The sequence below is a fragment of the Tenacibaculum sp. SZ-18 genome (assembly GCF_002813915.1).
In the GTDB taxonomy this organism is placed as follows: domain Bacteria; phylum Bacteroidota; class Bacteroidia; order Flavobacteriales; family Flavobacteriaceae; genus Polaribacter.
Genome location: NZ_CP019335.1, coordinates 2,016,360 through 2,042,210, shown reverse-complemented (window position 1 = coordinate 2,042,210; position 25,851 = coordinate 2,016,360). Strand labels below are relative to the sequence as shown.

At 32.0% G+C, this 25,851-nt stretch carries 14 protein-coding genes; 10 read left to right on the top strand and 4 right to left on the bottom strand.

Translation table 11 applies throughout. The features are described from left to right. Positions 1-72: 72 nt before the first annotated feature. Together BTO06_RS09040 and BTO06_RS09035 are read right to left on the bottom strand one after the other, a co-directional pair. A complete protein-coding gene (locus BTO06_RS09040) occupies positions 73-855 on the bottom strand; it encodes a class I SAM-dependent methyltransferase (RefSeq protein ID WP_100924992.1) in 783 nt (260 codons plus the stop codon). Positions 856-864: 9 nt separating this feature from the next. Next, positions 865-3,915, bottom strand: coding sequence for a glycosyltransferase family 117 protein (locus tag BTO06_RS09035; protein WP_157811790.1), 3,051 nt, complete (start codon positions 3,913-3,915; stop codon positions 865-867). 450 nt (positions 3,916-4,365) lie between these two features. Between BTO06_RS09035 and BTO06_RS09030 the strand changes: the two genes are divergently transcribed. Then, the gene (locus BTO06_RS09030; RefSeq protein ID WP_100924990.1) at positions 4,366-7,362 is read left to right on the top strand and encodes a T9SS type A sorting domain-containing protein; all 2,997 of its coding nucleotides are present in this window, start codon (positions 4,366-4,368) and stop codon (positions 7,360-7,362) included. A 159-nt stretch (positions 7,363-7,521) separates the two neighbouring features. Here the strand turns inward: BTO06_RS09030 and BTO06_RS09025 are convergent, their stop codons facing one another. Further along, positions 7,522-7,917, bottom strand: coding sequence for a hypothetical protein (locus BTO06_RS09025; protein WP_100924989.1), 396 nt, complete (start codon positions 7,915-7,917; stop codon positions 7,522-7,524). Positions 7,918-8,615: 698 nt separating this feature from the next. Here BTO06_RS09025 and BTO06_RS09020 point away from each other — a divergent pair. Continuing rightward, the gene (locus tag BTO06_RS09020) at positions 8,616-12,083 is read left to right on the top strand and encodes a T9SS type A sorting domain-containing protein (protein ID WP_100924988.1); all 3,468 of its coding nucleotides are present in this window, start codon (positions 8,616-8,618) and stop codon (positions 12,081-12,083) included. A 61-nt stretch (positions 12,084-12,144) separates the two neighbouring features. Then, positions 12,145-13,164: a hypothetical protein gene (locus BTO06_RS09015; protein WP_100924987.1), complete on the top strand. Its 1,020-nt coding sequence runs from the start codon at positions 12,145-12,147 to the stop codon at positions 13,162-13,164. Here BTO06_RS09015 and BTO06_RS09010 read toward each other — a convergent pair. Further along, positions 13,161-14,708 carry a hypothetical protein gene (locus tag BTO06_RS09010; RefSeq protein WP_100924986.1) on the bottom strand — a complete coding sequence of 516 codons (1,548 nt, stop codon included), beginning with the start codon at positions 14,706-14,708 and terminating at the stop codon, positions 13,161-13,163. The genes BTO06_RS09015 and BTO06_RS09010 overlap by 4 nt on opposite strands. Positions 14,709-14,841: 133 nt before the next feature. Between BTO06_RS09010 and BTO06_RS09005 the strand changes: the two genes are divergently transcribed. The 7 genes from BTO06_RS09005 (at position 14,842) to gltB (ending at position 25,848) form a co-directional block, all read left to right on the top strand. After that, the gene (locus BTO06_RS09005; RefSeq protein ID WP_100924985.1) at positions 14,842-16,017 is read left to right on the top strand and encodes a 2-isopropylmalate synthase; all 1,176 of its coding nucleotides are present in this window, start codon (positions 14,842-14,844) and stop codon (positions 16,015-16,017) included. Further along, positions 16,017-17,399, top strand: coding sequence for a 3-isopropylmalate dehydratase large subunit (gene leuC / locus BTO06_RS09000; protein ID WP_100924984.1), 1,383 nt, complete (start codon positions 16,017-16,019; stop codon positions 17,397-17,399). Before BTO06_RS09005 ends, leuC begins: the two co-directional genes overlap by 1 nt. Beyond that, on the top strand, positions 17,399-17,983 hold the full coding sequence (gene leuD / locus BTO06_RS08995) for a 3-isopropylmalate dehydratase small subunit (protein ID WP_100924983.1): 585 nt from the start codon (positions 17,399-17,401) through the stop codon (positions 17,981-17,983). Before leuC ends, leuD begins: the two co-directional genes overlap by 1 nt. Positions 17,984-17,991: 8 nt before the next feature. Next, positions 17,992-19,107: a 3-isopropylmalate dehydrogenase gene (gene leuB / locus BTO06_RS08990; RefSeq protein WP_100924982.1), complete on the top strand. Its 1,116-nt coding sequence runs from the start codon at positions 17,992-17,994 to the stop codon at positions 19,105-19,107. Between the two features lie 468 nt (positions 19,108-19,575). Then, entirely contained in the window at positions 19,576-19,914 is a 339-nt protein-coding gene (locus BTO06_RS08985; RefSeq protein ID WP_100924981.1) for a P-II family nitrogen regulator, read from the top strand. A gap of 11 nt (positions 19,915-19,925) precedes the next feature. Beyond that, a complete protein-coding gene (locus BTO06_RS08980) occupies positions 19,926-21,164 on the top strand; it encodes an ammonium transporter (RefSeq protein ID WP_100924980.1) in 1,239 nt (412 codons plus the stop codon). Between the two features lie 175 nt (positions 21,165-21,339). Further along, positions 21,340-25,848, top strand: a complete 4,509-nt coding sequence (gene gltB / locus BTO06_RS08975; protein ID WP_198517063.1) for a glutamate synthase large subunit — start codon at positions 21,340-21,342, stop codon at positions 25,846-25,848. Positions 25,849-25,851 lie beyond the last annotated feature (3 nt).

Genomic DNA, 25,851 nt, shown 5'->3' with positions numbered 1-25,851 from the left:
AAAAGATACAAGTTATAAAGCGTTCTAGTTAGAGCGCTTTTTTTGTTTTAAGTTGAAATTATATTGTGTTCTCTATTTTTTCAGTTCACAGAAGAAATCTAATGTGTTTTCATCGCATTCTTCAGTAAGAAAATAGCTATTTTCATCAATGTTGGTTATAATTTCAGAATGCTTTTTAAGTAAGTTAGTTCTATTGAATCTGTTTAACAGTTCATATGGTAGTTTTAAAATAAATCTAGGTGCATGTTTTTCTATTTTAAAAATGTCCCATTTTAAAATTTTAGCAACCGATTTTTTATTTTTTTCATAATAATTCATAGCAACTTCTGAACCTGTAATTCCTTTAACTTTAGATTCTTGAAAAATTCTATTATTTAGTTGCAATAATTCTTCAAAAGTATATTCTTTGTAATGCCATGGATTTCTACTAACAGAACGATTTGCATTTGGAGTTGTTAGGAATAACGTTCCATTAGGTTTTAAAACTCGATGAATTTCTTTTAAGAAGTAAGTATCGTTTTTAATATGTTCAATAACTTGAAAAGCAATGACAAAATCTTGACTATCAGACGCTATTTTTGAAAGCGGTGGAACTCTCTGTTGAATTACATTCGCGTTAGGGAATTTATTCTTTAGTCTTTGAATAGCATATTTAGATTTATCTACAGCAGATATATTTAGTTCTTTTTGAGTTTGTGATAAAATTTCTAAACCGTAACCTTCACCTGGTCCAATTTCTAAAATATTACCGTGAATTTTATCTTTAACTAATTCATAGGCCTTTTTAGTTCTTTGAAATAATGGGCTATCAGACGAAATTTGAGATGAGGTAACTTCTGTTGAGTAAAAGAACATAAACAATAATTAATAGGGCCAATTTTTCTTTTTCCATCGATTTAAAAGCTTTTGAATAGCCTTTAAGTCGATTGATTTTTCTTCGAAATATGCTTTATCTAATGGTTGCATTTGATTGATCATTTGACTATATATTTGAAATAGATAATTAGCATGTCTAACGTTAATAATAGGATTTGGAGTATTAAAGGAAGTCATCCATTTGATTTCCTGTTCAATGTTATTAATAGCCGTTTTACATATTGAAGATCCGTTTTCAACTTTGTTCAAACGATAATATAATTTCCCTAATGCAAATGCAAACTCTCCGTAAGGAATATTTTCATTTGGAAATTGATTCTCGGCAAACTCTAATACCCTTAAAGCTTTATTGTACTTTTTTTCTTCAATTAGTGCCTGAGCTAAAAAGTAGTATTTTCTTCTTAAAATAATTTTAGAAAGACTTATAGCTTCGTCAGTTACTTTGGTTTCGTAATCGTTTAGTTTTAAGAAATTCGTTTTCTGAATTAAAGTTTCGTAGGTACTTTTTGTATTTACAATTTTAGGATTTTCGTCCTTCAATGTTGAAACTGGGATCAATTGATTGACTAATCCTTTTTCTACCAAATAAGAATTTAAACCAACGGTATGTTTGTTGTTTCCCATTTCTGTAAAACAAATTGGTCTTGAATCTACATTGCTTGCAATAATATCTAATAAAGCAATATCATTTTTTCTGTATCCTGGCTTTTTATATTGCCAGCGCAATGTATCCATTTGATTCAAGTTTCGATTTAATAATTTTTTTTCAAGACTGAAATAAGGAACATTTCGTATAGGTAATATTAAATTTTCTGTAGGGAAAAAGTTTAATTCTTTATCTTGATACTTTATTCTATTCTGAGGATTATCATAGAAAGAAGCAATACTTTTAATATTGAAATATTGATTTGTTATTTTATTATAAGCAATATCCGTCGAAAAAGGTTGAGATATAAATTTTTCCGATAAAGTAGTCTTTACTGGCTCAGATTCATTCATCTTATACTTCAATTTCTCAACATACCAATCTAAAACTAATTGGTCATAATTAATTACTCGTATATCCGTTCTATAATTTTTTACTTCTTGTAAATACCACAAAGGAAATGTTAGGTTATCTGCATTGGTTATGAGAATAGTTTTTTCTGGACAAGAGTCTAAGTATGTTTTTGCTAATTGATATGCAAAAGTATCATGTTTTCTATTCTGATTATCCAGGCCTTTAGCAAACAATTGAAGAGGAGAAGCTAAAAAAGTAACTACAGCTGTAATTATTAATCTTGTGGATTCTTTTTTTATAAATTTTAATGATTTGAATATCCCTATAACCGAAATACCAATCCATATAGAAAAGAAAATGAAGGAAGCAGCGAAAATATAATCTCGTTCACGAATAAGTAAACTTTGAGGAACAGGATTAACATATAAAGTTATTCCGATACCAAATGTTAGAAATAATAATAAGGAGACACTAAAGAATAATTTGTTTTTTCTAAGAAGAAAAAGTCCCCAAATTCCCATTAAAAAAGGCAAGAAATAGAAGGTATTTCTACTGTTTTTGTTGTTATAATATTTTGGAATGTATTTCGTGTCTCCAATTAATGATTTATCAAAGAAGTTAAATCCTGATATCCAATTTCCATTTTTTATGGCTCCAGTTGCTTTTAGGTCGTTTTGTTTACCAATGAAGTTATGATATAAATATCTTAGATATAACCAATTTACTTGATAATTATAAAAGAAAGCCACATTTTCCGAGAATGTCGGTTTTGAAATAGTTATATCTTGGTTATTGAAATTGGTTTTAATTGGTTTTCCTTTAATGGTTGTCCAAGTTTTATAAGCATTTTGATTAATAGAGTTTTTATGAAATAGTCTAGGAAAAAACATATTAAAACGACGATCGTAATTAGGAACTTCAAATCTTGGATCATTAATAGCCACATATTTCTTTTGGGAAGTCAAGTATTTATATTGAATTTTTCCTGTAGTATAAGGTTCTCTTGCATCTAATGGAGCATTAAAAGATGTCCCTCTTACTAAAGGAATTTTATCTACTCCAAATTGTTTCGCTTGAATGTAATTCAGTAATTCACTTGCTGTTTTTGTAGTATTGGATAGAGGAGTGTTTACTTGAGATCTGATGATAGGAAACAAAAAACTACTACAGCCAATTATAAACATGCATACACTTAAAGTTAAGTAGTGCAAAACTCTTTTTTCATTTTTAAACGTGACAAAGATTGCTGTTATCAATAAAACTAAAATAGTAATTAAAGTAAATAAAGCTCCTTGATTTACATTAAAATCTAAAGAATTTACAGTCCAAAAATCAATAGCTGAACATAATTTTATAATTCCCTGAAATACAAAGTTCAATAAAAAGAAAAATAAAAATATACCAACAAAAATAGCGGTGAAAATATGTTTTATTGAAAAACCATATTTCTTGTGCGTAAAAATTAATGCGAGCGGTATAATAACAGCAATATTAATTAAATGAACACCAACTGATATTCCTAGTAAAAGAAAAATTAATAAGATATAGGTTATTTCTGTTCTTGCGTCTTTTGTTTCCTCCCATTTAAAACCAATCCAAACAATTAACGTTAGCAGGAAGAATGAAAAAGTATACACTTCAGTTTCTGTTGAGGCGGTCCAAAAGCTATTACAAAAGGCAAAGGACAATGAAGAAACAAGCCCAGTGACCAAAGAAATTTTACTGTTTTGGTTTTGTAATAATCCTTCACTAAAATGAAACGTAATTTTATAAATTAAAGGAACTGTTAATGCACCGAACAGCGAAGAAATTAAATTCGATACAAGTGCCGGTTTCAAAAAGAAAAATAACCCCATGATACTATTACAAATCAATGTATAGAAAGGTGCCCCAGCTGGATGAGTGATTTGTAATTTATAATTTGATGCTATAAATTCTGGACTATCCCAAAATGTTGTTGTTCCTGATGAGCATAAAGCATAAACTAAAAATGTAATGCCAAAAAGTGCCCAAGAAATGATGTAGTTAGTTCGTTTCACAGTTTCCAAATATAGATAATTATAAAGGATGTATTCCCAATAATAATTTTTTTTAAAAAAATCGGGTCGATTTTATCATTCATATTTTGAAGTTATCTCAGTTTAGAATATTGAGTGTTTTTAAATGAACATTTTTTTTGTTAAAAATATCTTAAAAATCAATTTTTAATTTAGTAACTTATTGATAAACATAACATAAGAAACATAAATACACACGCAAAACAAAAAGTTGTGCTTGTTTTTATGATGTTATTAAAATAATTTTCATATGCACAAATATTAAACGAAACATCTGGTACCGGTTCAGGAGTAAATATCTCCTCTGGAGATTTTAATACGTTTTATGGAGACAGTACTGGTGCGTTCATAACATCAGGAAGTAGAACAGTTTTTATTGGTTACAGTGCGGGTAGATCGAATACAACTTCAGAGGGAGTATTTATTGGTTACTTGGCCGGTTATAGTAACACAACCGGTTTCGATAATACTTTTATTGGATATGAAGCTGGTAGATTAACAATTAATGGAGGAGATAATACTTTCGTTGGTGCCGAATCTGGTGAAAATAATACAACAGGTTATGATAATACTTTTGTAGGAGAGGAATCTGGGGCAAATAACACAACTGGTTATGAAAATACTTTTATAGGAGAAGATGCTGGGTTTAGTAATACAACTGGTTATAAAAATACGTTTGTTGGAAATGAAGCTGGTATTTCAGCCGATGTAGGATATCGAAATACAGCAGTTGGTTCCGAGTCAATGTCAGATGTCGATGACGGTCATCATAATACTGCTCTGGGAGATTCTGCTGCAATTGATCTTGGAGATGGAATTCATAATGTTATGGTAGGTGCTGCATCTGGACCAGCAACTGAATGGGCTGACTTTAATACATTTGTCGGGGCGATGTCGGGTTGGGATAATAATCGAACTAATAGTACCACAAATGCCAATAGAAACACATATGTTGGTTACATTGCGGGGGCATCCAATAGAGAAGGACAAGATAATGCAGGTTTTGGTGCTTTTTCAGGATATGGCCGAGCACAAGGTACTGTACAAGGACAACGCGTTACAGTATTTTCTGGTAATACAAATAGAAATCGAACTACTTTTGTTGGTTCTCAAGCGATTGCCGCTCAAAATGATGTAATTACTATGGGGTACTATTCCTACAATGAAGGACAATATTCAATAGGTATCGGTAACCTAGGTAATATGCAAAATGCGGCAGGAGCCATTGTTTTAGGGTACGACTTTGATACAACTGATAATTCAGATTATTCTGTAGGTATGGGATATCAAACAAATATAGCTACTGCAAATGCCGTGGGTATTGGTGCAAATACAGTAGTTCAAAATGACGGTGCTATTGTTATCGGGTATCAAGCGGCTTCCAATGATGCAGGAAGTTCAGCGACAAATAATATTGCCATAGGATATAATGCAACTGTCAGTGGAGATAATTCTATAGCGATAGGAAATGGAGCCTCTGCTGTAAGTGCTAATACGATGGTTTTAGGAGGAGCTACGAATCCATTGAGTGTAGGAATTGGTACGGATTTTCCAAATGCAAATGCTTCCTTAGATTTAAGTGGAACTAACAAAGGTTTATTATTAAATAGATTAACAACAGCAGAGAGGACAACTTTAGGAACTAGTTTATCAGTGTTAGAGAAGGGATTGTTTGTATACGATATAGACTTGGATTCTCCTTTCAGTTGGAATGGTTCACAATGGATTGCTTCTGAAGCAGATACCGATGCTCAAGATTTAGATTTATCAGATAATACGTTAAGTTTAACCAATGATGCAACTACTGTAGATTTATCTGGATATTTGGATAATACGGATTCACAAGCACTTTCTGTGGCGTCAAATATTTTAAGTATTACTGGAAATTCAGATACAGTTGATTTATCACCGTATTTAGATAATACAGATAGTCAAGATTTAACTATTTCAGGAAATACACTTAGTTTAACCAATGATGCTTCCACGGTTGATTTATCACCATATTTAGATAATACCGATGCGCAGAATTTAAGTTTATCAGGAACAGACTTAAGTATTGCGAATGGAAACTCAGTTGATTTATCTGGATATTTGGATAATACAGATTCACAAGGCATTTCTTTAGCGTCAGATATTTTAAGCATTACTGGAAATTCAGATACAGTTGATTTATCACCATATTTAGATAATACAGATAATCAAGATTTAACTATTTCAGGAAATACACTTAGTTTAACAAATGATGCTTCCACAGTTGATTTATCTGGATATTTGGATAATACGGATTCACAAGCACTTTCTGTGGCGTCAAATATTTTAAGTATTACTGGGAATTCAGATACAGTTGATTTATCTTCATATTTAGATAATACAGATAATCAAGATTTAACTATTTCTGGAAATATACTTAGTTTAACAAATGATGCTTCCACAGTTGATTTATCTGGATATTTGGATAATACGGATTCACAAGGTCTTTCTGTAGCGTCAAATATTTTAAGTATAACAGGAAATTCAGATACAGTTGATTTATCTCCATATTTGGACAATACTGATAGTCAAAATTTAGGATTATCGGGTACGACATTAACGATATCAGGAGGAATAGGAGTAGATTTATCGGTATTACAAGATGGAACAGGAACGGATTCACAAGGCATTTCTGTAGCGTCAAATATTTTAAGTATTACTGGAAATTCAGATACAGTTGATTTATCTCCATATTTGGACAATACAGATAGTCAAAATTTAGGATTATCAGGTACGACATTAACGATATCAGGAGGAATAGGAGTAGATTTATCTAGTTTACAAGATGGAACAGGAACGGATTCCCAAGATTTGACTTTAACAGGAAACACGTTAAGTCTAACAAATGACGCAAGCTCAGTTGATTTATCATCATATTTAGATAATACGGATAGTCAAAGTTTAACTTCTGCTACACTAGTAGGGACTAATTTAAATGTAGCTATTGAGAATGGATCATCTGTAAACGTTGACTTGGCACCATTAATTTCAACTTTACAGAGTGATTTATCAACTGCACAAGCAGAAGTAGCTCAGTTAAGAACAGAAATGACTTCGGTTTTATCAAGATTAAATGAACTAGAAAATTGTGCTTGTGATGGAACGTTAAGTGCAGATGGTGGACTAACGGCAGGTAAAAATCAAGCTATTTTGTATCAGAATATTCCTAATCCTTTCAACGGAACCACCTCTATTAAATATTACGTTCCTGAGACAATGGAAAAAGCAGCGATTGTTTTCAGTAATACTTCTGGTCAAGTTATTGATACAGTATACTTAGAAAAATTAGGAGAGCAAGAAATATTCTTTAATAGTTCTTCATTACCAGTAGGAGTGTATTTCTACACGTTGTATGTTCGAGGACATAAAGTAGCAACTAAGAAAATGATTATAGAATAGTAGTTTTTAAACAAAAATTTTAAAGTGATAGCAATTTTCTTTTGTTATCGCTTTTTTATTTTTTTATCCTTTGACCCTAGTAAAACCTTAAGACAAAAAGGCGCTTGTAAAATTAAGAAACAAAAGCCTTAACTAAATAAAACTTATATCTTTCAGGGTTTAGGGAATCCATTCGAGATATTGATCCTCAATTGGTTTTTTCATGATTTTCTTGTCTTTTTTATAATTGTGAACAACTCTCCACGGGAGTTTTTTTCCTTGTCTTGGTAAGGTGTTACCTCCTCTTTTTACATAACCTGAGTTTAACGAGTCCAAAACGCTTTCATCTATATTACTTTCACTCGAAGTACGAGGAATAACAGCCGTTCTTTTTCTTTCTTTCATTTCTTTAATTAAACGTGCTAGATAACTAGCAGCGATATTAATTTTAAGTGTCCATGATGCATTTGTATATCCGAATAGGTAAGCAAAATTAGGTGTGTCTTGAGCGAGAACACTCTTATAGGTCATTTTTTGATTTAATTGATGCGGTTCATTATCAATATGCAATTTCATTCCACCTAAAACTTGCAGTTGTAAGCCTGTTGCTGTAATAATAATATCAGCCTCTAAATGGTCACCAGATTTTAATTGAATTCCATTTTCTGTAAAAGATTCTATATGATCAGTTACTACAGAAGCTTTCCCGTTTCGAATAGCCTTGAATAAATCATTGTTGTGTTAATGATATTTTTTTTTCAGCTTAACGACTTGGGTGTTATATTCAACGACAATGTTAATCGTCACCTTTTTTGCTTCTATACTCCATAAAAACTTAATCAAATCTATTAATAATTTCGTACCCTTACTAGATTGGAAATTTTCAAATAGCAGGCACCCAAGATTCAAACAAAAATACTGGAAAGTAGAGATCAAGCTTTTGGATATAGCTGCTAGTGATATGTATAAATGTTAAATACCGAGGTTCTAAACCTAAAGATTTTGAAGAATTTCTTAGTATTATCCTGGAAAATAGAAATAATATAGTTTGTGCGTTACACAGTTTCCAAAAGTATGATAGTTATACGGAGATGTTTTAAACAAGGAGATATATGACAATCTTACAGGTTATAAAATTTAAATCTCATTTTTATCCGCTCTTTTAAGGTTTTTAGCACTCTAGTTGAGGTGAAAATTTAATTTCAAAAACTTAAGTTTTTGTTAAATAATTTGCTTAAAATTTGTATATTACCCTAGACTAAACTTAAAAATAAATGGAAAAATTACTACGATTACTAACGGTCTTAGCTATGTTAGGAACTGTTTTTTCTTACTCACAAACATATAACGAAACATCAGGTACTGGTTCAGGAGTAAATATTTCCTCCGGAGATTTTAATACCTTTTACGGAGACAGCACCGGTTCGTTCACAGTATCAGGAAGTAGAACAGTTTTTATTGGTTACGCTGCAGGTAGATCAAATACAACATCAGAGGGAGTATTTATTGGTTACTTAGCAGGTTACAGCAACACAACTGGATTCGATAATACTTTTATCGGATTTGAAGCTGGTAGATTAAATCGAAATGGAGGAGATAATACTTTCGTTGGTACCGAATCTGGTGAAAATAATACAATTGGTTATGATAACACATTTGTCGGAGAAGAATCAGGAGCTTTAAATACAACGGGTTATGAAAATACTTTTATAGGAGAAGATGCTGGTTTTTCAAACACAACGGGATATAGAAACACCTTCGTAGGTAATGAAGCTGGAATTTCTTCGAATGTAGGTTACAGAAATACTGGTATTGGAGATGAAGCTTTAAGTGATGTTGATGATGGGGATCACAACACAGCAGTAGGGGACTCTGCAGGGATTGATGTTGGTGCTGGTCGTTGGAATACAATGATTGGTGCGGCTTCCGGAGTTGCTACAGAATGGGCAGATTACAACACCTTCGTTGGAGGTATGTCTGGTTGGGATAATAACCGTACTAATAGTACAACCAATGCGAATAGAAATACATATGTAGGATTTCAAGCAGGTTTTTCAAACAGAGAAGGTGAAGACAATGTGGGTGTGGGTGCGTTTTCTAATTTTGATAATACAAATAGAAGTAGAACAACATTTATAGGAGCAAACATTACACCTTCAAATAATGATATTATTGCAATGGGTTATGGAATTTTTGCTGATGGAGAATATTCTGTAACGATAGGGGAAAGTAGTGATACACGAGCAACAGGAACTGTTGCAATTGGATACGATTTTGCTATTCCGTCTGCAGCACAATATTCAGTTGCTTTAGGATATCAAGCAGATGTAAATGAAGATCACGCTCTAGCTATTGGACAAGAAGCAACGGTTAATAATAATCATGGTATGGCAATTGGTTATCAATCTCAAGTTGATGCAGATTACTCTATTGCTATTGGTTATCAAGCAACTACCACAACTGCTAATGCAATGATTTTAGGAGGCTCGGTGCAACCTTTGAGCGTTGGAGTGGGTACTAATGCACCAAATGTTAAGGCTTCATTAGATTTAGCAGATACGAATAAAGGTTTTAAAATAAATAGTTTAACCAACGCGCAACGAACTGCGTTAGCATTAACAGTTGCTGATGAAGGAATGATGGTTTATGACAATGAGGATGATGTTTTATACGTTTGGACGGGTTCCACTTGGGTTGATAACTCGTCTCAAAATGTTGATACAGATAACCAAACAATTGATACATTTACATTAGCATCAAACACATTAAGTCTATCATTAGAAGATGATGGTGAAGCGGAACAAACTGTTGATTTATCTGGATATTTGGATAATACGGATGCACAATCGATTTCACTAGCTACAAACACATTGAGTATATCAGGCAATGCTTCCACAGTTGATTTATCAGGATATTTGGATAATACGGATTCACAAGGAATTTCTGTAGCATCAGATATTTTAAGCATTACTGGAAACGCCGATACAGTTGATTTGTCACCATATTTAGATAATACAGATAATCAAGATTTAACTATTTCAGGAAATACACTTAGTTTAACAAATGATGCAACTACTGTAGATTTATCTGGATACTTGGATAATACGGATGCACAATCGATTTCACTAGCTGCAAACACATTGAATATTTCAGGTAATGCTTCTACAGTTGATTTATCTTCATATTTAGATAATACCGACGCACAAGATTTAGATTTGTCAGGGAATACACTTAGTTTAACAAATGATGCTTCCACAGTTGATTTATCAGGATACTTGGATAATACGGATGCACAATCGATTTCACTAGCTGCAAACACATTGAATATTTCAGGCAATGCTTCTACGGTTGATTTATCTTCATATTTAGATAATACGGATTCACAAGGACTTTCTGTAGCGTCAAATATTTTAAGTATTACAGGAAATTCAGATACAGTTGATTTATCGGGATATTTGGATAATACGGATGCACAATCGATTTCACTAGCTGCAAACACATTGAATATTTCAGGTAATGCTTCTACAGTTGATTTATCTTCATATTTAGATAATACAGATAATCAAGATTTAACTATTTCTGGAAATACACTTAGTTTAACAAATGATGCAACTACTGTAGATTTATCAGGATACTTGGATAATACGGATGCACAATCGATTTCACTAGCTGCAAACACATTGAATATTTCAGGTAATGCTTCTACAGTTGATTTATCTTCATATTTAGATAATACGGATAATCAAGATTTAACTATTTCAGGAAATACACTAAGTTTAACAAATGATGTTTCTACAGTTGATTTATCTGGATACTTGGATAATACGGATGCACAATCGATTTCACTAGCTGCAAATACATTGAGTATTTCAGGTAATGCTTCTACGGTTGATTTATCTTCATATTTAGATAATACGGATAATCAAGATTTAACTATTTCTGGAAATACACTAAGTTTAACAAATGATGCAACTACTGTAGATTTATCAGGATACTTGGATAACACAGACAGTCAAAATTTAGGATTATCGGGTACGACATTAACGATATCAGGAGGTACGGGAGTTGATTTATCTGGTTTACAAGATGGAACAGGAACGGATTCACAAGATTTGACTTTAACAGGAAACACGTTAAGCCTAACAAATGATGCAAGCTCAGTTGATTTATCTTCTTACTTAGACAACACAGACGCACAAACCCTAAATTTATCGGGAGATAATTTATCTATTGCAAATGGGAATACGATCGATTTATCGACATATACAAATACTGACAGTCAAAATCTAACTTCAGCTACCCTTTCTGGAACTACTTTAACAGTTGCTATTGAAAACGGAGCCTCTGTAAATGTTGATTTAGCACCAATTTTAAGTGCGCAGCAAACGCAAATTAATGATCTGATTTCTAGAGTAGAGAGTATTGAAAACTGTGCGTGTAATGGTACTTTAAGTGTTGGAGGGAATGGAACAGCAAATAAAAGTCAATCAATTTTATATCAAAATATTCCTAATCCATTTAATGGAACAACATCTATAAAGTATTATGTTCCTGAAACAATAGATAAAGCAGCAATTGTATTTAGTAATACATCAGGTCAAGTTATTGATACTGTTCATTTAGAGAAATTAGGAGAGCAAGAGATTTATTTTAATAGCAGTTCTTTGCCTGTAGGAGTATACTTTTATACTTTATATGTAAGAGGACATAAAGTAGCTACGAAGAAAATGATTATTGAATAATACTAAATATATTAGTAACATAGAGCTTCATCAAATTTGATGAAGCTTTTTTTAAAACTCCATGAAATTTAATACGGATACACTTAATACGCTATTAATAATAGTTTCTTTAATATTGGCTTATATGCTTCCTTTTGAGTTATTTCTTATCTCATACGCAATTTTAGGTCCATTACATTACATTACAGAAATAAATTGGATTCAAAACAAAAAATACTTTGTAAAAGAAAAATACTGGCTTCAGCTTTGTGTAGTATTTGCTTTAATTGTTGCTGTTCCAGCACTTGTAGATCTTAAAATTGTTGAATCTTATCTTTCAGAGAATTTGTTAAAAATAACTAATAGTATAAGATCTTATTCCAATATGGCAATATTCTTATGTTTAGTAATTGCGTATTCTCTATTGTTTATAAAGAAAGTTTATTTCAGATTTATTGTAGTTGCAATAATGGCAATTTTGAGTTTTATTTTAGTAAATGAATCAACATTTAATTTAGTAGTTGGGATTTTATTACCAACACTTATCCATGTTTACCTTTTTACACTTTTATTTATGTGGTATGGAACACTAAAAAAGAGTTCAAAAGTTGGCAGTTTTAATGTGGTATTGTTAATGTTAATACCCTTTGTCATTTATTTATTGCCATATCAAGATAGTTGGCGGAAATTATCGGAATATGTCACAAACACCTATGTGGAAAGTAACTTTTACTTATTAAATGTGTATGTATCAAAATTAATTGGTGCTTCTGACGGAACTAACTTTAATTTCTCTGATATAATCACAAGAAAAATTCAGTTATTCATCTCTTTTGCATATACCTATCATTATTTGAATTGGTTTTCAAAAACGACAGTTATTGGATGGCATAAAAATATTAATGCAAGTAAATTGATATTACTATTAGTTATCTGGATTTCTTCAGTAGCTTTATATGCATATAATTTCAAATTAGGACTAATTTTACTATTATTCCTAAGTTTTATGCATGTCTTTCTTGAGTTTCCCATTAATATTATCTCTATCAGAGAGATTTCCAAACATTATATCACTAAACTGAATAATGTAAAAGAAAATTAATGAATTTTATCTTTAATTATTTGTGCAACGGGTCTGTTCTCAATCTTGCTTTCTAACCAAGATAAAATATCTAAATAAAGGAATGCTCTTTTTTCATAAGGATGATGTTCAAAAGCTTTTAATCTTTTATGTATGTTTTGAAATTCCTTTTTAAATTGATGTGGATATAAATCTCCTAGTGATTTAATAGACTCTATAAATATTTTTTGTACTTCTTGTAGATTCTCCATTTTTAATAAAAATTTGTAGGTCTCTTTAAATTGTCTTTCTAAATGATAATCTAGTCCACATTCATAGTGAGCGATAAGATTTAAAACTCTTGCGAAACACTGCAAATCTTCACCGACATATAGTTTTTTTGCATCAATAATTTTCGATAAGTATTCAATACATCTTTTATTATTTCCCATTCCAAAATATAAACATGCAATTTTGTAGTAGAATTGTACGATATGATGTTTATCCAGTCTACTACTGTAACAATGTATTCGCTTGTTAATTTCTTCAATTAAATATTCACCTTCTTTAAAGGTGCCTTCAATAAAATGTTTATGAAGTTTATTGGCAAATAAATACTGAAACATTAAAATTTCAGTATTACTATTCAAAGTAATTTTTTCATTATTAATTTCTTCTTCAAAAGAAGCTAATTCTTTTATGAATTCATCTTTTTGTCTCGTAAAAAACAAGGATTCCAGTAGATAATTTTTCCCTTTCAAATAGAAAACAGGATTGATTAATTTCATTTTAGGATACGCTTTGAATAAAGTATTCCATTTACTCGCATATTTATATCCGTTTAAAAAATCTTGGGTTAAAAAACAACGCCAAAGATGTGCTTTGTACAACCAAAGTTTTTCTCTAAAACCTAATTTGTGATAATCGAATTCAGGTAGTCGTGCATTGAAGTAATCATTTATTTTTTTTAATTCCTCATCATTACGTGCGTATCCTGTTTTTAATAAAATCCCGTAAAGTTGAAGAGATAAATTTGAAAGTTTACTGGTAATCACATTTTGTTGACTTAAATCTTTTGCTTCAATAGTAAGTTCATCAGCTCTTGTATCAATACTTCTTGTGATGTATTGACTTTCAATGATTTTCTCTAATTCAACGATTTCGTAAGCAATGTTTTTCTCTTCATTATCAATTGCCATGGTTTTGGCTTTATCCAATAGTTTTAAACTTTGCTTATATAATCCTTTCTGGTATAAAACTGTAGCAAAATCAAGTTGTTCACGAATTTGAACTCTGATATTTTTATGAGCAGGATTCATTCTTAAACTTGTAAGAATCTGTTTATATAAATGTGCTTTTAAGTTTGAAAGTTGTTGTTTACTTACAATTCCGCTTTGAATTATAGCTTTCTCATCATACTTTTTTTGTTTTTCAAGAAATTTAAAAAGAGCATAAAATTTAGCTTCATTATTTCCAACCAATCTGCCTACATATAAGTTAAACTGTCTTTTTTCAGACTTAGTTAATGACTGAATAAGTGCGAATAAAGTATCTTGAATTTGATTAGCTCTTGTAAAATTATTCATTTTAAATAATTGTAAATCAGTTATTTGTAAATATATTCAATGGGTTTAGGTGTCGTAAATACAACTTGGAGAATCAAGATTTCTCTAGGCCCAATATATACATTTGATATAGATAACAACAACTATTTGAAAAATGAAAGACAATAAAGTCCAAATTTTTGATACAACATTAAGAGATGGTGAACAGGTACCAGGTTGTAAATTAGATACTCAACAAAAGCTAGAAATTGCCGCTCGATTGGATACTTTAGGTGTAGACATTATTGAAGCTGGTTTTCCAGTATCTAGTCCTGGTGATTTTAATTCGGTAATTGAAATTGCTAAGTTGGTGAAAAACGCAACTGTTTGTGGTTTAACTAGAGCTGTTCAGAAAGATATTGAAGTTGCAGCCGATGCGTTGAAACATGCTGTAAAGCCAAGAATACATACAGGAATAGGTACTAGTGATTCTCATATAACACATAAATTTAAAAGTACACAGTCAGAGGTTATTGAACGTGCTAAAAAAGCTGTTTCTTATGCTAAAAATTTTGTAGATGATGTTGAGTTTTATGCTGAGGATGCAGGTAGAACGGATAACGTATTCTTAGCAAAAGTATGCGAAGAAGTAATTAAATCAGGAGCAACAGTTTTAAATCTACCTGACACAACAGGATATTGCTTGCCTAATGAATATGGAGAGAAGATAAGGTATTTAAAAGAAAATGTAAAAGGAATTGAAAATGTAATTATTTCTTGTCATTGTCACAATGATTTAGGTTTAGCAACAGCGAATTCTATCGCAGGTGTTGTGAATGGAGCCAGACAAATTGAATGTACCATTAACGGTATAGGAGAGCGCGCAGGAAATACCGCTTTAGAAGAAGTCGTCATGATTTTAAGACAACATCCATATTTAGATTTATATACAGATATAAATACGCAACTTTTATATGATACGAGTTTAATGGTTCGTGAAAAAATGGGAATGCCAGTTCAGCCTAATAAAGCAATAGTTGGAGCAAATGCTTTTGCTCATAGTTCAGGAATTCATCAAGACGGAGTAATTAAAAATAGAAGTACCTATGAAATTATTAATCCAGAAGAGGTTGGAGTTACTGAAAGTGCAATCATATTAACAGCAAGAAGCGGTAGAGCTGCTTTGGCTTATAGAGCGAAGAAAATTGGATATGAATTAACAAAGATTCAATTAGATAAAGCATATCAAACTTTTTTACAGTTTGCAGATAGACAAAAAGAAGTAATCGATGAAGATATTCATACGATTATGAAACAAATCAATAAAATATCAAAAATAGCAATAGCGTAATGGGAAAAACATTATTTGATAAAGTATGGGATGCTCATGTGGTCGATTTAATTAATAATGGGCCACAAATATTATATATAGATAAACATTTAATACACGAAGTTACAAGTCCTCAGGCTTTTAATGAATTGAAAGAAAGAGGAATTCCTATTGCTCGTCCAGATAAGATAGTTGCAACAGCCGATCATAATACGCCAACAGTGAATCAGCATTTACCAGTGAAAGATGAATTATCAAGAAATCAGCTTCAACAGTTAGAGAAGAACTGTAAAGAAAATGATATTACATTATACGGTTTAGGTCACAAATACAACGGAATTGTTCATGTAATGGCTCCAGAATTGGGAATTACACAACCAGGAATGACAATGGTTTGTGGTGATAGTCATACATCAACTCATGGCGCATTTGGTACAATTGCTTTCGGAATAGGAACAAGTCAAGTCGCTCAAGTTTTTGCCAGTCAGTGTTTATTAATGCAAAAGCCCAAAAGTTTACGTGTAAATGTAAATGGAAAGTTGAAAAGAGGTGTACTTCCAAAAGATGTAATATTATATATCATTTCTAAGTTAGGTACAAATTCAGGAACAGGATATTTCTGTGAATATGCCGGAAATGTTTTTGAAGAAATGTCTATGGAAGGAAGAATGACAGTTTGTAATATGAGTATAGAAATGGGAGCTAGAGGAGGAATGATTGCTCCAGATCAAACTACATTCGATTATGTGAAAGGAAGAAAGTTTGCTCCTACAGGAGAAAAGTTGCAAGAAAAAATTGCATACTGGAAATCACTTAAAACGGATGAAGATGCTGTTTTTGATCAAGAATATTCGTTTGATGCAGAAGATATTGAACCTATGGTAACTTATGGGACGAATCCAGGAATGGGAATTAAGATTTCAGGTAAAATTCCAGAGAGTAACGACAAGTCTTTTGAGAAATCATTAGCCTATATGAACTTTTCTAAAGGGGAAAGTTTAGTAGGTAAACCAATTAATTATGTTTTTATTGGAAGTTGTACAAATTCTCGAATAGAGGATTTTAAAGTTGCTGCGGACTATGTAAAAGGTAAGCAGAAAGCTTCTAATGTAAATGCTTGGTTAGTTCCAGGATCACAGCAGGTAGCAAAACAAATAAAAGAAGCTGGTTTACAAGAAATTTTTGAGAATGCTGGTTTCGAATTAAGACAACCTGGCTGTTCTGCTTGTTTGGCGATGAATGATGATAAGATTCCAGAAGGCGAATATTGTGTTTCTACTTCAAATAGAAATTTTGAAGGAAGACAAGGACAAGGTGCTAGAACCATTTTAGCAAGTCCGCTTGTAGCTGCTGCAACAGCAATTGAAGGTCAAATTATAGATGTAACAAAATACGTAAGCTAATGGAAAAGTTTGTAAGATTAATTGATACGGCAATTCCGTTATCTATTTCAAATGTTGATACAGACCAAATTATACCAGCTCGATTTTTAAAAGCAACAGATAAAAAAGGTTTTGGAGATAATTTATTTAGAGATTGGAGATTTAAAAAAGATGGTTCCGTAAATCATAAGTTTGTTTTAAATCACCCGGAATACAAAGGAAAAATTCTTATTGCAGGAGATAACTTTGGTTGTGGTTCTAGTAGAGAACACGCTGCTTGGGCGTTAGTCGGTTATGGCTTTAAAGTTGTAATTAGTAGTTTTTTTGCGGATATCTTTAAAGGGAATGCTTTAAATAATGGTTTGTTACCTGTTCAAGTTTCAGAGAAATATGTAAACTTTTTATTAAAAGAAGTTGAGGAAAATCCTCATACTGCAATTGAAATTTGTCTCGAAAATCAAGAAATTAGAGTCCAAGGAAGTCATTGTTCAGAAAAGTTTGACATTGACCCATATAAAAAATTATGCTTGTTGAATGGTTATGATGATATCGACTTTCTATTAAGCAAAAAAGAAAAAATTAAAAAGTACGAAGCCTCTTTATAAAATTAATTATGAAATTTAATATAACTGTAATCCCTGGAGATGGAATTGGTCCTGAAGTAACAGAACAATCTATAAAAGTATTAGAAGCAATTTCCGAAGTATACGATCATACGTTTAAATATGAAAAGGTTTTAATGGGAGCCTGTGCTATTGACGAAACAGGAAATCCTTTACCAAATGAAACACTAGTTTCTTGTAAAAAAAGTGATGCAATCTTGTTTGGTGCTATTGGAGATCCAAAATATGATAATGATCCAACAGCAAAAGTTCGTCCCGAACAAGGATTATTAAAGCTACGTAAAGAATTAGGTCTTTTCTGTAATGTTCGCCCAGTTACCGCTTATGATTCCTTATTGAAAAACTCTCCTTTAAAAGAAGATATTATTAAGAATACAGATATTACAATTTATCGAGAGTTAACAGGTGGAATTTATTTCGGTATTAAAGAAATAAGTGATGATGGACAAATCGCATTTGATGGTTGTTCTTATTCCGTAAAAGAAATTGAAAGGATGGGGCATTTAGCGTTTAAAGCTGCTCAAAGCAGAAGGAAAAAACTAACTTTAGTTGATAAAGCAAATGTTTTAGAAACTTCTAGATTATGGAGAAAAACAATTACCAAACTTGCTGAACAATATAAAGATGTTGAGCTGAGTAATATGTTTGTTGATAATGCTGCAATGCAGTTAATACTTAATCCTAAACAGTTCGATGTAATTCTTACTGAAAACTTATTCGGAGATATTTTATCAGATGAAGCAAGTGTAATTGGTGGTTCCATTGGTTTATTGGCTTCAGCATCTGTTGGCGATAAAAATGCGCTCTTCGAACCAATTCATGGATCTTATCCCCAAGCAAAAGGAAAAGATATAGCAAATCCATTGGCTTCAATTTTATCTGCTGCAATGCTTTTAAAACATCTGGGGTTACATAGTGAAGCTTTGGTCATAGAAAACGCCGTTCAAAAATCCTTGGAATTAGGTATTACGACTCAAGATATTAATAGAGAAAATAGTTTCAGTACTTCTAAAGTGGGTGATTTTATTGTTGATTACATCCATCATCAAGAAGATAGTAATATAAACTTTAAAAATGTCCATATGGGACAGAGTACAATAATTTAGTTGTTTTTGTATTCGAATGAAAAGTGCTCCTTAAGAGCACTTTTTTTTGTTTTACAATTAACAAATATTTAATAAAAACGACTAAAAATTAAATAAATATTAATAAAAACTTTATTTAGAATTATTATAATTAATAAAATTTGTTAAAAAAGTAATTTTTTTGAAAAATAAGCATTTTTATTCAATTCCTAATTTCAAAGTTTGAAATTGAGTATTTTCTAATTACAATATCAATATTTTATATCAATTTATCATATTACGATTTTTTGATGGTTTTTTTTAACTCGCTACTTTTTTTTTACAACGTTTTCGTTTGTTTTACAAGGTGTTAGTTTTTGATTTTTCCTTTTTAGCCTATAAATTTGGAAGACATGTAAGCAGTATGTTTCAGAATAAAATCACTAAAATCATGCAAGGTTTTTCAAAAATGTTTCATCATGAAATTTCACTTACAAATTAACAATTACAATGAAAAAAATAGAAGCAATTATTAGAAAGTCAAAATTTCTAGAAGTAAAAGAGGCACTACATGAAGTCGGAGTTAATTTTTTTTCCTACTGGGATGTTACTGGTTTAGGTAACGAGAAAAAAGGTCATGTATACAGAGGGGTTTCGTATAGTACAAGCGATATTCAAAGAAGATATTTATCAATTGTAGTGAATGACGATTTTGAAGAAATCACAATTAAAACAATACTCAAAGCCGCTTCTACTGGAAAAGTTGGAGATGGGAAGATATTTGTAAGTGATATCAAAACTGCATATAGAATCAGGACAGGAGAAGAAGGAGGAAGTACACTTAATTAATTTGTAATACTATGGAACAATTAACAACAAATAACGTTTGGATGATGATTTGTACAGCCTTAGTGTTTTTTATGCATTTAGGTTTTGCTTTTCTAGAGATTGGTTTAACTAGACAGAAGAATACATTAAATATTCTTTTCAAAAATATTTTTATCATTACCAGTGGTTTATTAATGTATGCCGCATTTGGATTTAATTTAATGTATCCTGGTTTTGCAGATGATACAGTAGGAATTTTTGCATTTGCAGGGTTTGGATTAGAGGCACCAATGGTTAATGATGCTTTAGATTTGTCTTACAATTCTGGCTACACGTATTGGACAGATTTTCTATTTCAAGGAATGTTCGCAGCAACTGCAGCAACAATAGTTTCGGGAGCTGTGGCAGAGAGAATCAAAATATTACCATTTATGGTTTTTACTGTTTTTTATGTTGGTTTTGTATATCCAATAGCAGGTTCATGGAAATGGGGAGAAGGATTTCTACATAAAATGGAAACACCTTTTTATGATTTTGCAGGATCAACACTAGTTCATTCTGTTGGTGGTTGGGCTGCTTTGGTAGCAGTTTGGTTATTAGGTCCAAGAATTGGAAAATTCAGAAATGGAAAGCCACAAGCGATTCCAGGACACAATATTCCTTTAGCAACAGCAGGTGTTTTGATTCTTTGGTTGGGATGGTTCGGATTTAATGGAGGTTCAGTATTATCGGCTGATCCAGCAGGAACATCTCTTACATTGGTAACAACATGTTTAGCAGCTGCTGCTGGAGGTGTTTTTTCAGCCATTGTTTCAACCATTATGTATAAAAATTTAGACTTAACAATGTTCCTGAATGGGATTTTAGGTGGCTTAGTAGCAATAACTGCGGGAGCAGATGTAATGGGACCTATGGATGCGATTATTATAGGAAGTATTGGTGGTGTCCTTATTGTTTTAGCAGTAAATTTTGTTGATAAGTTTAAGTTAGACGATCCAGTTGGAGCTATTGCAGTTCACTTAGTATGTGGAATCTGGGGAACTTTAGCGGTTGGTATTTTTGGAAATTTAGCTAGTGGAGAGCAGTTTCTAAGTCAATTAATAGGAGTAGGAACGTATGCTGTTTTCTGTGTATCAACAGCATTCATTATAATATTTACACTCAAGAAAACTATGGGTATAAGAGTATCTGAAAAGGAGGAGATAGAAGGATTGGATACTCATGAACATGGGATGGCGGCTTATGCCGATTTTAGATTAAACGAACACTAGTACTTTATCTAATTCTAATTAATGTTAAGAGTTTCTTTTGGAAGCTTTCGTGATTTTAATAACATTTTACGTCTTACTTCACTGATTGTAAAATGTAATACAATACTTTTTACAATTTTAAAAGGAATGATTTTACTCAATACTTTGATTTTGAGTGTTTTTTAAAAATATAATTATGGAGAATCAAGGATTATACTTAAGTGAGTTTGAAAGAGATAATTGTGGTGCTGGATTTATTTGTAACCTAAAAGGTGAGAAATCCAATGAAATCATTCATGATGCTCTTGAAATTTTAATAAAATTAGAGCATAGAGGAGCAGTAAGTTCTGATGGAAGAACTGGTGATGGAGCTGGTATTTTAATTGATATTCCACATGAATTTTTCAAACGAATATGTGATTTTAATTTACCTGAAGTTAAAGAGTATGCTGTTGGGCAAGTTTTCTTACCTAAAAAATTCAATCAAAGTAGTTTTTGTGAAAAAGTACTGGAAGAGGAGTTCAAAAACCAAGGTTTGTATGTTCTAGGCTGGAGAGATGTTCCAGTCGATACATCAAATTTAGGTGCAATTGCAGCTAAATCTCAGCCTAAAATAAAGCAAATTTTTGTAGCTAAAGGAGAAGAGGAATTAACAGATTTACAGTTTAATGCAAGATTGTTTGCTGCTAGGAAGATTAGTGAACATACAATTACAAATTCTAAAATATCAGAATGTAACTATTTCTATTTATCTAGTTTATCTACAACAACTCTAATATACAAAGGTTTATTAATGCCAGAGGATATTGGTAGGTTTTATACAGATTTAAAACAACCGGATTTAGTTACTCGTTTAGCTTTAGTACATCAACGTTTCTCAACCAATACTTTTCCGTCATGGGACTTAGCTCAACCATTCAGATTCATGTGTCACAATGGTGAAATTAATACATTGAAAGGTAATATAAAGAGAATGATGGCTCGTGAGGAATTAATGAAGTCTGATTTGTTTGGAAAAGATATTGAAAAACTATATCCAATTATTACCAGAGGAAAGTCAGATTCTGCTTCTATGGATATGGCGGTAGAATTGTTGTTAATGACAGGAAGGTCCTTACCAGAAGTAATGATGATGTTAGTTCCAGAAGCTTGGGAAAGAGATGAAACTATGGACGAAGATAAAAAAGCTTTTTATGAGTACAATTCGTGTATTATGGAACCCTGGGATGGTCCTGCTTCAGTACCTTTTACCGATGGTAATTTTATTGGTGCAGTTCTAGATAGAAATGGATTACGTCCTTCAAGATATACGGTTACCAAAAAAGGAAACGTGGTGATGTCATCTGAAATTGGAGTATTAAATATTAAGCCAGAAAATGTACTAAAACATGGTCGTCTAGAACCAGGGAAAATGTTTCTGGTAGATATGACTGCTGGTCGAATTATTGAAGATGAGGAAATCAAACGAGATATTGTTTCCAAGAATCCTTACAAAAAATGGGTTAAAGATCATACGCTTCCGTTAGCAGATATTCCTTATACTCAGAATGAGATTATTGAGGAAAAAACGGATTATGATACACGCTTAAGATTATTTGGTTATACAATTGAAGAAATAGATCATATTATTGCTCCAATGGCAGTAAATGGAAAGGAGGGAATTGGTTCAATGGGAACAGATACACCGTTAGCTGTTTTGTCCAATAAACCACAACTACTGTATAATTATTTTAAGCAATTATTTGCTCAAGTAACAAATCCTCCTTTAGATGGAATTCGAGAAGAGATTATTACAGACATTAGTTTAGCCATTGGTTCGGATAGAAATATTTTTGATATTATTCCTGAACAAGCCAAGAAACTAAGAATCCAAAATCCTGTAATTTCTAACGAAGATTTGGATAAGATTAAAAACCTAGAACATGATGATTTTAAAGCCGTAACAATTCCGATGTTGTTTCCTTTGGAAAAAGGTGTAAATGGTATTGAAAATGAATTAGAAGGAATATTATATAAAGCAACAGTTGCAGTCGAAGATGAAGGTGTAAATGTGATTATTTTATCAGATAGAGGTGTGAATAAAGAGTGGGCTCCTATTCCAGCTTTATTGGCTTGTTCATACTTACATAATTCCATGTACAGAAAGAAGACTCGATCTAAAATTGGAATTATCATAGAAAGTGCCGAACCACGAGAACCACATCATTTTGCAACATTATTTGGTTATGGAGCAAGCGCGATAAATCCTTATATGGTGAATGAAATCATTGCAAAACAGGTCAATAGTGGAGTTATTAAAGATGTTGAGGTTGAAAAAGCAGTAAAAAATTTCAATAAAGCAATCGGAAAAGGTTTGTTAAAAATTATGAATAAGATTGGAATTTCTACGCTGCATTCATACAGAGCTTCTCAAATTTTTGAAATTTTAGGTCTTAAAAAGACATTTACTGATAAGTATTTTCCAGGAACACCATCTCGTATTGGAGGAATTGGATTATACGTTCTTCAAAAAGATATTTATAAACGCTGCACAGAATCATTTAGAGATAAAAATATAGACTCCGTTTTAAACTTAGAAGTTGGAGGAGATTATCGTTGGAGAAGAAATGGAGAACCACATATGTTTAATCCAACCACCGTTTCTAAATTACAGCAAGCAGTTCGTTCCAAAAGTAAAGACAGTTACAAAATTTATGCAGATAAAATTAATAAACAGTCTGAAGAATTAATGACTATTAGAGGCTTGTTTGACTTTGTGAATCTCGATCCAATTTCAATTGAGGAAGTAGAGCCATGGACTGAAATTGTTAAGCGTTTTAAAACAGGAGCAATGTCTTATGGATCAATTAGTCAAGAAGCTCACGAAAACTTAGCTATAGCAATGAATAGAATCGGCGGGAAATCTAATTCTGGCGAAGGCGGTGAAAATAAAGCTAGATTCAAAAAACTATCAAATGGAGATTCAAAAAATAGTGCTATTAAACAAGTTGCGTCAGGTAGATTCGGAGTTACGAGCAACTATCTGACAAATGCAAAGGAAATTCAAATAAAAATGGCTCAAGGCGCAAAGCCTGGTGAAGGTGGTCAGCTTCCAGGTAAAAAGGTATTGCCATGGATTGCGGAAGTTAGAAATTCCACACCTTATGTTGGATTAATTTCACCACCACCGCATCATGATATTTATTCTATTGAAGATTTAGCGCAATTAATTTATGATTTAAAAAATGCGAATAGAGAAGCTAGAATTAATGTGAAACTAGTTTCAAAAGTTGGTGTTGGAACCATTGCTGCTGGAGTCGCAAAAGCAAAAGCTGATGTAATTTTAGTTTCTGGTTTTGATGGAGGAACAGGAGCATCACCGTTAACTTCTTTAAGACATGCAGGATTACCTTGGGAATTAGGTATTGCTGAAGCTCAGCAAACTTTAGTAATGAACAATTTAAGAGGTAGAGTTGTTTTAGAATGTGACGGACAATTAAAAACTGGTCGTGATGTAGCGATTGCTTGTTTGTTGGGAGCCGAGGAGTTTGGTTTTGCAACAGCACCACTAGTCGCCTCAGGATGTGTAATGATGCGTCAGTGTCATTTAAATACTTGTCCTGTCGGTATTGCAACTCAAGATCCAGACTTAAGAAAGAACTTTAAAGGAACGCCAGAACACGTTATCAATTTTATGTATTTCGTTGCTGAAGAAGTTCGACAAATCATGGCGTCATTAGGGTTTAGATCTGTGAAAGAAATGGTTGGTCAAGTTGAAAAGTTAAATGTCAATAAAGCAATAAATCACTACAAAGCAAAAGGTGTTGATTTATCAGCAATTTTACATAAACCGAAAACTGAATCAGATCCAATTTTGTTCAATACGGAAAAACAAGATCATAATTTAGAAAAAGTGTTAGACTTTAAAATTGTGGATGATGCTAAAGGAGCAATCAAGAACAAAATTAAGTCTGAGTTTTTTTATGAAATTCAAAATACAAACCGTTCAGTAGGAGCTTTAATTAGTAACGAAATATCGAAACTTCATGGTGATGAAGGGTTGCCTGAAGACACGCTAACATTGCAATTTAAAGGATCTGCTGGACAAAGTTTTGGTGCTTTCGCTACTAAAGGTTTAACAATGATTGTTGATGGTGAAACCAACGATTATCTCGGAAAAGGGTTGTCGGGAGCTAAAATTGTGGTAAAAAAACCAAAAGAAGCAGATTTTATGGCGAAAGATAATATTATCGTAGGAAATGTTTGTTTTTACGGTGCAGCAAATGGTGAAGCCTACGTAAATGGTATTGCAGGTGAACGTTTTTGTGTACGTAATTCAGGAATTACTGCTGTCGTAGAAGGTATTGGAGATCATGGTTGTGAGTATATGACTGGAGGTAAAGTGGTTGTACTTGGAAAAACAGGAAGAAATTTTGCTGCAGGAATGAGTGGAGGAATAGCTTATGTATATGATCCGTCTCATCAATTTAGAAATGAATTGTGTAATCTAGAAATGGTCGAGTTAGTGCACTTAGAAACGGAAGATCAGCATGATTTAAAAGGGCTTATTTCAAAACATGTTAATTACACAGAAAGCGATTTAGGAGCAACAATTTTATCAGATTGGGAAGTAAATAAAATGGATTTTATTAAAGTATATCCAACGGATTATAAATTGGCTTTAGAAAGAATAGCAAAAGAAGAATTAATGAAAATTACAGCATAATAT

Excerpts from the sequence above, each read along its gene's own strand:
- leuD (WP_100924983.1), top strand. The coding sequence starts at position 17,399 with ATGGAAAAGTTTGTAAGATTAATTGATACGGCAATTCCGTTATCTATT.
- BTO06_RS09015 (WP_100924987.1), top strand. The coding sequence starts at position 12,145 with ATGAAATTTAATACGGATACACTTAATACGCTATTAATAATAGTTTCT.
- BTO06_RS09040 (WP_100924992.1), bottom strand. The coding sequence starts at position 855 with ATGTTCTTTTACTCAACAGAAGTTACCTCATCTCAAATTTCGTCTGAT.
- BTO06_RS09005 (WP_100924985.1), top strand. The coding sequence starts at position 14,842 with ATGAAAGACAATAAAGTCCAAATTTTTGATACAACATTAAGAGATGGT.
- leuC (WP_100924984.1), top strand. The coding sequence starts at position 16,017 with ATGGGAAAAACATTATTTGATAAAGTATGGGATGCTCATGTGGTCGAT.
- leuB (WP_100924982.1), top strand. The coding sequence starts at position 17,992 with ATGAAATTTAATATAACTGTAATCCCTGGAGATGGAATTGGTCCTGAA.
- BTO06_RS08980 (WP_100924980.1), top strand. The coding sequence starts at position 19,926 with ATGGAACAATTAACAACAAATAACGTTTGGATGATGATTTGTACAGCC.
- BTO06_RS08985 (WP_100924981.1), top strand. The coding sequence starts at position 19,576 with ATGAAAAAAATAGAAGCAATTATTAGAAAGTCAAAATTTCTAGAAGTA.
- BTO06_RS09010 (WP_100924986.1), bottom strand. The coding sequence starts at position 14,708 with ATGAATAATTTTACAAGAGCTAATCAAATTCAAGATACTTTATTCGCA.
- gltB (WP_198517063.1), top strand. The coding sequence starts at position 21,340 with ATGGAGAATCAAGGATTATACTTAAGTGAGTTTGAAAGAGATAATTGT.
- BTO06_RS09025 (WP_100924989.1), bottom strand. The coding sequence starts at position 7,917 with ATGAAATTGCATATTGATAATGAACCGCATCAATTAAATCAAAAAATG.
- BTO06_RS09020 (WP_100924988.1), top strand. The coding sequence starts at position 8,616 with ATGGAAAAATTACTACGATTACTAACGGTCTTAGCTATGTTAGGAACT.